Genomic DNA, 10,955 nt, shown 5'->3' with positions numbered 1-10,955 from the left:
CGCACCCGATCCGAATTCGCTGCCGGCGCCCGCGCCGCGCGATCCGCGCCCACCGCGCTCGCCAAAGCCCGAGTCCGTCGACGAACCGGTGGATGGCAAAGGGGTTGCCGCGAATCGCGACGTGGAAGGCAGGCTCGCCGCCTCCATCGGCACGTCCGCCAGCAGGACGAATGTGCGATTCGACCGCGCATCGCAGCCGGCGCGCACCGTGACGTTGACCACCGGCTCTTCAATTGCAACGGTTGTGCGCACATGCAATCGCGGTGCGGCCGCCGATGCACCCGGTTCAAGGGATAAAGTCACCCGCTTGTCGTCAATGCGTGTATCACCCTGCACTACCTCGCCCTCGATGCACAAGGAGTTTCCTTCGCCGTCACCCAGCGTCAGAGGAATCACCAGATCGAGCGGCTTGCCGATCCATGCCGCACCTTGCGGGCGGCCGATCGTCAAGGCGAACGATGGGAGTGCGAGCCCCAACAGAATCAGGGTTGCCGCGGTGCGTCGATGTTTCAAGATTGGATGGGTACTCTGCAATCTAAAGTAAACACATTTTGACACGGTGATACACCAAATTCTTTCAGCAGGAGACTTTTATCAAATGACCGTGAATTTTTCCAATGTCGCCATTGTCGGTGCAGGCGCCATGGGGCGGGGAATCGCCCAAATGGCCGCGCAGGCCGGCAGCGAGGTATGGCTTGTCGACAACATGCCCGGCGCCGCCGAACGCGCCTTGGGCACGCTCGCCGAGCAGTGGGGAAAACTGCACGACAAGGGCCGGCTCGAAGCGACTGAGCGCGATGCACTCGTTGCAAGGGTTCATGCCGCCACAACGACCCGGGAGCTGGCGCATTGCGATCTGGTGATTGAGGCGATCATCGAAGACCTTGAAGTGAAACGCCAGTTGTTTCGCGAACTGGAAGATATCGTCGCGCCTTCAACGGTGTTGGCGACCAACACCTCGTCGCTTTCTGTAACAGCAATTGGCAAGGCATTGCGACATCCCGAGCGCTTCGCCGGTTTTCATTTCTTCAACCCGGTTCCGCTGATGAAGGTTGTCGAAGTTGTCGCCGGGTTCAGGACGTCCACCGACGTCTGTGCGCGCCTGGCCGGGTACGCCGGGCAGATGGGGCACAAGGCAGTCCAGGCGCAGGACACGCCGGGCTTCATCGTGAATCACGCTGGCCGCGCCTATGGCACCGAGGCGTTGCGCATCGTCAGCGAAGGCGTGGCCGATTTCGCCACCATCGACCGCATCCTCCGCGATCAGGCTGGCTTCAAGCTGGGTCCGTTCGAATTGATGGACCTCACCGGGCTGGACGTGTCGCATCCGGTGATGGAGTCGATCTACCGGCAGTACTACGAGGAGCCTCGCTATCGCCCGAGCGCGATCGCGGCCCAGCGCGTGGCGGCCGACGTGCTCGGCCGCAAGACATCGGAGGGCTTCTACCGCTACGCCGACGGTGCGATGCAGGTGGCGGCCGAACCGCCAGCGCCGGTGGTCGATGCGCTTCCCTCGTTCTGGATCTCGCCACGCGCCTCGCGCCGTGCCGAGTTGATCAAGCTGGTGCACGAACTCGGCGGCCAGATCGAGTCGGGTGCGACGCCCTCCCCGGCTGCGCTGATCCTGGTGGCGCCGCTCGGTTTCGATGTGACGACGGCGGCTGCCGTGGAACGCCTCGACGCCACGCGCACCGTGGGTATCGACATGCTGATCGACGACGCTGCCACCAAGCGCCGCGTGCTGGCCACCAACCCGGCCACGCGCATCGACATGCGCAATGCGGCGCACGCGCTGTTTGGCCGTGACGGCAAGCCAGTGAGCGTGATTCGCGACAGTGGCGGCTTCGTCACGCAGCGCGTGATCGCGTCCATCGTGAACATTGCGGCCGACATGTGCCAGCAGCGCGTGTGCACGCCGGCCGACCTGGAAGTGGCCGTGACGCGCGGCCTCGGCTATCCGCAAGGGCCGCTGGCGATGGGCAACCTCTACGGCCCGACCAACATCCTCGAAGTACTGTTCAACCTGCAGACCGTCTATGGCGATCCGCGCTATCGCCCCAGCCCGTGGTTGCGTCGGCGCGGTGCGCTGGGATTGAGCATGTTGCACGAAGAAGAATAGGGAGACCCATGACCGCAGAACTCAAGAGCCGCACCGAAGGCCAGACCATGGTGCTGACGATCAGCAACCCGTCGATGCGCAATGCGCTCGGGCCGGAGATGTATGCCGCGGGCGTGGAAGCGCTGAACGGAGCCGACAACTGCGCAGACGTGCGCAACGTCGTGATCGTCGGCGAAGGCGCCTGGTTCTGCGCCGGCGGTTCGCTGCAGCGCCTGGCCGGCAACCGTGAACGCGATCCGTCGGTACAGGCCGAAAGCATCGACGGGCTGCACAACTGGATCGACTCGATCCGCGCATTCCCCAAGCCGATCATCGCCGCCGTCGAAGGAGCGGCTGCGGGTGCGGGCTTCTCGCTCGCGCTGGCCTGCGACTTCGTGGTCTCGGCGCGCGATGCGGTGTTTGCCGCGTCATACAGCAACGTCGCGCTCTCCCCCGATGGCGGCCTGAGTTGGCAACTCGCGCAGGCGCTGCCGCGCCAGATCGCCAGCGAATGGCTCATGAACGGCGAGCGCATCGCGGCCACTCGGCTGCACGAGTTGGGACTGGTCAACAAGCTAACGGAACCTGGCCAGGCCCTGCAAGGGGCAATGGCCTTGGCCGACACCCTCGGCGCACGCGCACCCAATGCGCTGGCCAGCATCAAGGAACTGCTCAACGAAGCCAGGGGCGCCACGCTGGTGAACCATCTGGCGCAGGAGCGCGATCATTTCGTGCGCAACCTTCACCATGCGAATGCCGGCATCGGCATTGCCGCCTTCCTCGCCAAGACAAAGCCGCGCTACGAATAGCACCGGGTCGCGGCAGCGACAATCCGACCCCTTTTCAGTCGCCGACAGGACAGACCAATGGACGACCCCATTCTTACCATCGAAGAACGAGAAGCGATCAACTCCGGTCGCTGGTTCTCATCTCTCTCACCCTCGCTTCGTCACGACATCCTCCGATGTGCTTTCGTCAAACGCTACAAGGACGGCGACCTGCTGGCTGCACGCGGCGATCCGCCCGAATGCTGGATCGCCTGCGCCAAGGGCGCGGTGCGAGTGAGCTCGACGGCGGTGTCGGGCAAGCAGGTCACGCTCACCTATGTGGAACCGGGCATCTGGTTCGGCGATGTGGCGATGTTCGACGGGGACAGGCGCACGCACGATGCCTATGCACGCGGCGACACGACCACGCTGAACGTGGCGCGTGCCGATTTCCAGAAGATCCTCGCAGCCCATGTGGAGCTCTACGAAGCGCTGATGCGGCTGCAGGCGCGCCGCATCCGCACGCTCTTCGGACTGGTGGAAGACCTCAACACCCTGCCCTTGCGCGCACGCCTGGCCAAGCAACTGATTCACCTGGTGCGCAGCTATGGCGTGCCCAACCTGGACGACGGCAGCCAGATGCGCATCGGCCTGCAACTCGCGCAGGAAGAGTTGGCGCAATTGCTCGGCGCCTCGCGCCAGCGCGTCAACCAGGAACTCAAGGCCATGGAGCGGGAGAACGCGATCCGCATCGAACCGGGCGGCCTCGTGGTACTCGATCGCAGCGCGCTCATGCGCATCTCGGACGCAGATATTTGATGACCACCCCTGAACGCGCCTGCGACACACCGACATGACCGACTTCCAGAATTTCATCGGCACGCGTGCCGTTTCGTCGCAGCATGCCTTCGACATCGAGGCCCTGACCGGCTGGCTCGAAGCCAACCTCGACGGCTTCAAGGGCCCTCTGACGGTCGAGATGTTCAAGGGCGGCCAGTCGAATCCGACCTACAAACTCATCACGCCCGGCCAGGCCTATGTGATGCGCGCCAAGCCCGGCCCGGTGGCCAAGCTGCTGCCCTCCGCGCATGCGATCGAGCGCGAGTACAAAGTCATGAGCGGGCTTGCCGGCACCGATGTGCCGGTGCCGCGGATGTACTGCCTTTGCACGGATGAAAGCGTCATCGGCCGCGCCTTCTACGTCATGGAATTCATGGCCGGCCGCGTACTGTGGGACCAGTCGCTGACCGGCATGCGCAACGAAGAGCGCGGCAAGATCTACGACGAGATGAACCGCGTCATCTCCGCATTGCATACGGTCAAGTTCGCCGATCGCGGCCTGGCCGACTACGGCAAGCCGGGCAACTATTTCGACCGGCAGATCGGTCGCTGGAGCAAGCAGTACCTCGCCTCCATCACACAGCCGATCCCCGAGATGGACAAGCTCATGGAATGGCTGCCCGCCAACATGCCGGCCAGCGCGCGCGACGAGAAGATGACCAGCATCGTGCATGGCGACTTCCGGCTCGACAACCTGATGTTCCACGCCACCGAACCGCGCCCGATCGCGGTGCTGGACTGGGAGCTTTCCACGCTTGGGCATCCGCTGGCGGACTTCAGCTACCACTGCATGTCGTGGCACATCCCGCAAGGCATGTCGCGCGGGATCGGCGGGCTCGACCACAAGAGCCTCGGCATTCCGACCGAGAGCGAATACATCCGCAAGTATTGCGAGCGCACCGGCCTCACCACGCCCGAGGCGCTGGCGCCCGACTGGAACTTCTACCAGGCCTACAACCTGTTCCGCATGGCCGCGATCCTGCAAGGCATTGCCAAGCGGGTCGAGGCCGGCACCGCGTCAAGCGAGCAAGCCGTGGCATCCGGCCGCGGCGCACGCCCGATGGCCGAGATGGCCTTGGCCTTCGCCCAACGCGCCTGACGACCCTTTTCACCCCTGGAGACAGCAAAGATGGACTTCGAGTATTCGGCCAAGACACAAGAACTGCAAAAGCGCGTGCGCGCTTTCATGGACGAGCATATCTACCCGGCCGAGGCCGACTACACCGCCGAACTGGCCGCCAACACGGCAGCCGGGAAGCGCTGGAGCGCCTTGAAGACTGTCGAGAAGGTCAAGGAAAAGGCCAAGGCGCAGGGCCTCTGGAACCTGTTCCTGCCCGTCGACAGCGCGCATGTCGCCGGCTATGCGGGTGCGGGCCTCACGAACCAGGAATACGCGCCGCTCGCCGAGATCATGGGCGCGGTGCCCTGGGCCAGCGAGGCCTTCAACTGCTCCGCGCCGGACACCGGCAACATGGAAACGATCGCGCGCTACGGCTCCGAGGCGATCAAGGCGCGCTGGCTCAAGCCGCTGCTGGACGGCGAGATCCGCTCGGCCTTCGCGATGACCGAGCCTGCGGTTGCGTCGAGTGACGCCACCAACATCGCGACCCGCATCGAGCGCCAGGGCGACGAATACGTCATCAACGGCCACAAGTGGTGGATCTCCGGCGCGGCCGATCCGCGCTGCGCCGTGTACATCACCATGGGCAAGACGGACCCGGACGCGCCGAAGCATTCGCAGCAGAGCATGGTCATCGTGCCGGCCGACGCCAAGGGCATCCGCATCGTGCGCCCGCTCAACGTGATGGGCTACGACGACGCACCGCACGGCCACGTCGAGATGCACTTCGAGAACGTGCGCGTGCCTGTCGACAACATCCTGCTCGGCGAAGGCCGTGGCTTCGAGATCGCCCAGGGCCGCCTTGGCCCGGGACGCATCCACCACTGCATGCGCCTGATCGGCGTGGCCGAGCGCGCACTCGAACTGATGTGCAAGCGCGCCTCGTCGCGCGTCGCCTTCGGCAAGACGGTCGCCTCGCAAACCGTTACGCAGGAACGTATCGCCGAAGCCCGCTGCAAGATCGACATGGCCCGCCTGCTGACGCTCAAGGCTGCCTGGCTGATGGACGTGGCCGGCAACAAGGTCGCCAAGAACGAGATCGCGATGATCAAGGTCGTGGCGCCGAACATGGCTTGCCAGGTTATCGACTGGGCCATGCAGGTGCACGGCGGCGGTGGCATGAGCGACGATTTCCCGCTCGCCATGGCCTACGCCCACGCACGCACGCTGCGCTTTGCCGACGGTCCGGACGAAGTGCACCGCAATGCGATCGCCAAATGGGAACTGGGCAAGTACTCGGCCGACAAGCGCGAAGCGGAGATGCCCATCACGCGCTTCTGATCTATCTTCCTCCCTCTCCCTCCGGGAGAAGGCTGGGGGTGAGGGCCGCGGTGATCGATTCGCCGCGGCCTTTTTTTGTCAGAGCTTCTTCTGCATGAACACCGCAGTGCCGAAGGCCGGATCGAGCGAATAAGGCCCGAAACCTTCACGCTCATAGGCGCGGATCGCGCTGGCATTCCCCGACAACACTTCGAGCGTGAGCTTGCAGGCGCCGCGCACCCTCGCCTCCTGCTCCACACGCTCCAGCATGCGTTGTGCGACGCGCTGGCCACGATAGCGCGGCAGCACCACCACGTCATGGACATTGACGAGCGGCTTGCAGGCGAAGGTCGAAAAGCCCTCGATGCAATTCACCAGGCCGATCGCCAGGTCGCCATCGATCGCGAGCACGGTGAAAGCCTGCGGCCTTTTCGCCAACTCGCCCGGCAAACGCGTCAGCAGCTTGAGCGGAATGGCGGCGCCACCGCCCGCCGGATCGCGCGCATAGGTGTCGAGCAATGAAATGACGGCGGCGCCGTCCGCCGAATCGCCGTAGTCGGCCAGCCTGATCTCGATCACAGGGGCTTCCCGTTCAACCGGCCTCGACCGTGGCCACGAGCCGGCGCGCGCAGCTTTCCGCCTGGGCCGGATCGCGCGCCTCGACCATCACGCGCAGCAGCGGCTCGGTGCCGCTCGGGCGGATGAGCACGCGGCCACCGTCGCCGAGTTCAGCCTCGATGCGCCGGGTCTCGTCCGCCAGTGACGCGTTGCTGCGCCAGTCCTGCCCATCACGCAGGCGCACGTTCAGAAGCGTCTGGGGAAACAGGGTCACATCGACCAGCAACTGCGCGAGACTCTTGCCGGACCGCACGCACGCCTGGAGCACTTGCAGGGCGCTCACGATGCCGTCGCCGGTGGTGTGGCGGTCGAGCGCCAGCAGGTGACCCGAACCTTCGCCGCCCAGCACCCAGTTGCGCTTGGTCAGTTCTTCCAGCACGTAGCGGTCACCCACCTTGGCCCGCACGAAGTCGATGCCCTTGCCACGCAGCGCGACTTCCACCGCCTTGTTGGTCATCAGCGTGCCGACCACGCCTTGCAGTTGTTCGCCGCGTGCAAGGCGTTCGTTGGCCATGAGGTAGAGCAACTCGTCGCCATTGAAAAGGCGACCGCTGGCGTCGACCAGTTGCAGCCGGTCGGCGTCGCCGTCGAGGGCGATGCCGTAGTCGGCCTGCTGCGTCCTGACCATGTCGATCAGCGCCTGCGGATGCGTCGCGCCCACGCCCTTGTTGATGTTGAGCCCATCCGGCGCGCAGCCGATGACCGTGACGTCGGCGCCGAGTTCATGGAACACCTGCGGCGCCACCTGGTACGCCGCACCGTGGGCCGCATCGACCACCAGCTTGAGGCCACGCAGCGTCAGGTCGTTGGCGAAGGTGCTCTTGCAGAACTCGGTGTAGCGGCCGGTCGCGTCGTTGAGGCGGCGCGCCTTGCCGAGGTTGGCCGAATCGGCCCACACCGGCGGCGCCTCGATCGCAGCCTCCACGGCCAGTTCCCAGTCGTCATCGAGCTTGGTGCCCTGCGCGCTGAAGAACTTGATGCCATTGTCCGGAAAGGCGTTGTGGCTGGCGCTGATGACGACGCCCAGGCTGGCACGCTGGGCCCGCGTGAGATAGGCCACGCCCGGCGTGGGCAGCGGGCCGAGCAGCACGACGTCGACGCCCGCAGAATTGAAGCCGGATTCCAGCGCCGACTCCAGCATGTAGCCGGAAATGCGCGTGTCCTTGCCGATCAGCACGGTTGGCCGCGCCTCCTTCTGCTTCAGCACGCGGCCGACGGCGTGCGCGAGACGCAGGACGAAATCGGGCGTGATGGGCGGTACGCCGACCATGCCTCGAATGCCGTCGGTGCCGAAATACTGGCGTGTCATGTTGGGTTCTTCCTCGGTTGTTCTTGATTCATCGCACGCCACACGGCGAGCGCTTCCACCGTTTCGCGCACCTCGTGCACACGCACGATGCGCGCGCCGCGCTCCACCGCCAGCACCGCCGCCACCACACTGGGGAGCAGCCGGGCCGACGCGTCTGCAATGCCCGTCACCGCGCCGAGCGAGGACTTGCGCGACCAGCCCGCCAACAGCGGATAACCCGTCGCGAGCAATTCGTGCTGGCGCGCGAGCAGCGCGAAATTCTGGGGCACCGTCTTGCCGAAGCCAATGCCCGGATCGAGCACGATGCGCGAGGCATCGATATGCAGTGCCCGCAATTCATCCGCCGCGTCGACCAGGAAGGCTCGAACCTGCGGCACCACATCGCCCTCCATCGGCGACAGCTGCATGGTTTGCGGGTCGCGATGCATGTGCATCAGGCACACGCCGCAAGCCGGATGGGCGGCAACCACCTCGCGCGCGCCGGGTTGGCGGAATGCCCGGATGTCGTTGACGATGTCCGCGCCGATGTCCAGCATCGCGCGCATCACCTCGGGCTTGTAAGTGTCGACGGAGATCGCCACGCCGAGCGCCACGGCCTCCCGCACGACGGGCGACACGCGCGCCAACTCCAGTTCGAGCGGCACCGCCGGGCTGCCTGGCCGGGTCGATTCGCCACCGATGTCGAGGATGTCTGCGCCCTGCGCGATCAAGGCTTCGCAATGCCGCAACGCGGCCGAAGTATCCGCGTAGCTGCCACCATCCGAGAACGAATCAGGCGTGACGTTGACGATTCCCATCACGCGCGGCTGCGTGAGGTCGATACGAAACCGGGAGGTCTGCCAGAAGCTCATGGCCGACCGCTGCCTCCAAGAAAAAACGGGGCCGATGGCCCCGTTGCTTGCCGACGCAAAACGCTCACGCTGCAGTCGGCGCCGGGTCCGGCTTGACGGTGGTACCACCGGTGCCGCCACCGCTGCTGCCCGAGGGCGGAATGCGCGGCGTCCAGTCCTTCGGCGGACGCGGCTCCTTGCCGGCCATGATGTCGTCGAGTTGCTCGGTATCGATGGTTTCCCACTCGAGCAAGGCCTTGGCCATGGCGTGCATCTTGTCGCTGTTTTCCTCGATCAGGCGGCGCGCCAGGGCGTACTGCTCGTCGATGATGCGGCGCACTTCGGCGTCGACCTTCTGCATGGTCGACTCGCTCATGTTCGTCGTCTTGGTGACCGAGCGGCCAAGGAACACTTCGCCTTCGTTCTCCGCGTAGACCATCGGGCCCAGCGATTCGGTCATGCCGTAGCGCATCACCATGTCGCGGGCGATCTGCGTGGCGCGTTCGAAGTCGTTGCTGGCGCCCGTGGTCATCTGGTGCATGAACACTTCTTCTGCGATGCGGCCGCCGAACAGCATGCTGATCTGGTTCAGCATGTAGTCACGGTCGTAGCTGTAGCGGTCTTGCGCCGGCAGGCTCATGGTCACGCCCAAGGCGCGGCCGCGCGGGATGATGGTGACCTTGTGCACCGGGTCGCACTTGGGCAGCAGCTTGCCGATCAACGCATGGCCGGACTCGTGGTAGGCCGTGTTCCGGCGCTCTTCCTCGGGCATGACCATGCTCTTGCGCTCGGGGCCCATGAAGATCTTGTCCTTGGCCTTCTCGAAGTCCTGCATCTCGACGACGCGGGCGCTGCGGCGGGCAGCCATCAGGGCGGCCTCGTTGCAGAGATTGGCCAGGTCGGCGCCGGACATGCCAGGCGTGCCGCGGGCAATGATGCTCGGGTTCACGTCCTGGCCGAGCGGCACCTTGCGCATGTGCACGCCGAGGATCTGCTCGCGGCCACGAATGTCCGGCAGCGTGACGTAGACCTGGCGGTCGAAGCGGCCGGGGCGCAGCAAGGCGGCGTCCAGGATGTCCGGGCGATTGGTGGCAGCCACGACGATCACACCGAGGTTGGTTTCGAAGCCGTCCATCTCGACCAGCATCTGGTTCAGGGTCTGCTCGCGCTCGTCGTTGCCGCCGCCGAGGCCCGCGCCGCGTTGACGGCCGACCGCGTCGATTTCATCGATGAAGATGATGCAGGGTGCGTTTTTCTTGGCGTTCTCGAACATGTCGCGCACACGGGCCGCACCCACGCCGACGAACATTTCGACGAAGTCGGAACCGGAGATCGAGAAGAAAGGCACCTTGGCCTCGCCCGCGATCGACTTGGCCAGCAGGGTCTTGCCGGTGCCGGGAGGGCCGACCAGCAAGAGGCCGCGCGGAATCCGGCCACCGAGCTTCTGGAACTTCTGCGGGTCTTTCAGGAAGTCGACGACCTCCTTCACTTCTTCCTTGGCCTCGTCGCAACCAGCAACGTCGGCGAAGGTGACGGTGTTGCTGTTCTCGTCGAGCATGCGGGCCTTGCTCTTGCCGAAGCTGAAGGCCCCGCCCTTGCCACCGCCCTGCATCTGTCGCATGAAGTAGACCCAGACGCCGATCAGCAAGAGCATTGGCCCCCAGCTCACGAGCAGCGTCATGAGCAGCGAACCTTCTTCGCGGGGACGCACGTCGAACTTGACGTTGTTGTCGATCAGGTCGCCGACCAGGCCGCGGTCCAGGCCGGTGGAATTGGTGCGTATCTTTCGGTCATCGGTGCTGACCGCGACGATCTCGCCGCCCATCAGGCTCTCTGGGATGGACGCCGTCTTGATCTGCTTGCTGCGCACCATGTCCAGGAATTCGGAGTAGCTCACCGCGCCAGCACCGGCGCCGCCGCGGGTGTCGAACTGCTTGAACACGGTGAACAACACCATGGCAATGACGAGCCAAACGGCAATTTTCGAAAACCACTGATTATTCAAACCGAAGCTCCAGTCAGGCGGTGCGTGTGACAAGACGGGAAATCCGCGCACCAAGCAGGCAATTGGCGGCCATTTTAGGCTTTTCAAGCTGCGAAATAGCCTCTATTC

General features: G+C 64.9%; 10 protein-coding genes. 5 read left to right on the top strand and 5 right to left on the bottom strand.

All coding sequences use genetic code 11. The features are described from left to right. Positions 1-513, bottom strand: a 513-nt coding sequence (locus HCU76_RS21670) for a FimV family protein (RefSeq protein WP_371319876.1), incomplete at its 3' end; no start/stop codon positions are given. An 85-nt stretch (positions 514-598) separates the two neighbouring features. Here HCU76_RS21670 and HCU76_RS21665 point away from each other — a divergent pair. The 5 genes from HCU76_RS21665 to HCU76_RS21645 are packed head-to-tail and all read left to right on the top strand — an operon-like array spanning position 599 to position 6,106. Next, the gene (locus HCU76_RS21665; protein WP_213954307.1) at positions 599-2,119 is read left to right on the top strand and encodes a 3-hydroxyacyl-CoA dehydrogenase; all 1,521 of its coding nucleotides are present in this window, start codon (positions 599-601) and stop codon (positions 2,117-2,119) included. An 8-nt stretch (positions 2,120-2,127) separates the two neighbouring features. Further along, positions 2,128-2,907, top strand: coding sequence for an oxepin-CoA hydrolase, alternative type (locus HCU76_RS21660; protein WP_213954306.1), 780 nt, complete (start codon positions 2,128-2,130; stop codon positions 2,905-2,907). A gap of 57 nt (positions 2,908-2,964) precedes the next feature. Next, positions 2,965-3,684: a Crp/Fnr family transcriptional regulator gene (locus tag HCU76_RS21655; protein WP_213954305.1), complete on the top strand. Its 720-nt coding sequence runs from the start codon at positions 2,965-2,967 to the stop codon at positions 3,682-3,684. Between the two features lie 34 nt (positions 3,685-3,718). After that, entirely contained in the window at positions 3,719-4,804 is a 1,086-nt protein-coding gene (locus tag HCU76_RS21650; protein ID WP_213954304.1) for a phosphotransferase, read from the top strand. Between the two features lie 30 nt (positions 4,805-4,834). Then, positions 4,835-6,106 (top strand): acyl-CoA dehydrogenase family protein, encoded by a 1,272-nt coding sequence (locus HCU76_RS21645; protein WP_213954303.1) that lies wholly within the window; start codon positions 4,835-4,837, stop codon positions 6,104-6,106. A gap of 78 nt (positions 6,107-6,184) precedes the next feature. Here HCU76_RS21645 and HCU76_RS21640 read toward each other — a convergent pair whose 3' ends face one another. The 4 genes from HCU76_RS21640 to ftsH form a co-directional block, all read right to left on the bottom strand. Then, the gene (locus HCU76_RS21640; RefSeq protein WP_213954302.1) at positions 6,185-6,664 is read right to left on the bottom strand and encodes a GNAT family N-acetyltransferase; all 480 of its coding nucleotides are present in this window, start codon (positions 6,662-6,664) and stop codon (positions 6,185-6,187) included. Positions 6,665-6,677: 13 nt separating this feature from the next. Next, entirely contained in the window at positions 6,678-8,012 is a 1,335-nt protein-coding gene (gene glmM / locus HCU76_RS21635; RefSeq protein WP_213954301.1) for a phosphoglucosamine mutase, read from the bottom strand. Next, positions 8,009-8,863 (bottom strand): dihydropteroate synthase, encoded by an 855-nt coding sequence (folP, locus tag HCU76_RS21630; protein WP_213954325.1) that lies wholly within the window; start codon positions 8,861-8,863, stop codon positions 8,009-8,011. The genes glmM and folP overlap by 4 nt, the downstream gene beginning before the upstream one ends. Positions 8,864-8,927: 64 nt before the next feature. Next, on the bottom strand, positions 8,928-10,847 hold the full coding sequence (ftsH, locus tag HCU76_RS21625) for an ATP-dependent zinc metalloprotease FtsH (protein WP_213954300.1): 1,920 nt from the start codon (positions 10,845-10,847) through the stop codon (positions 8,928-8,930). Positions 10,848-10,955 lie beyond the last annotated feature (108 nt).

Source organism: Variovorax sp. dw_308 (genome assembly GCF_019207085.1).
GTDB lineage: Bacteria > Pseudomonadota > Gammaproteobacteria > Burkholderiales > Burkholderiaceae_C > Variovorax.
This window is presented reverse-complemented; position numbering and strand designations above follow the sequence as displayed.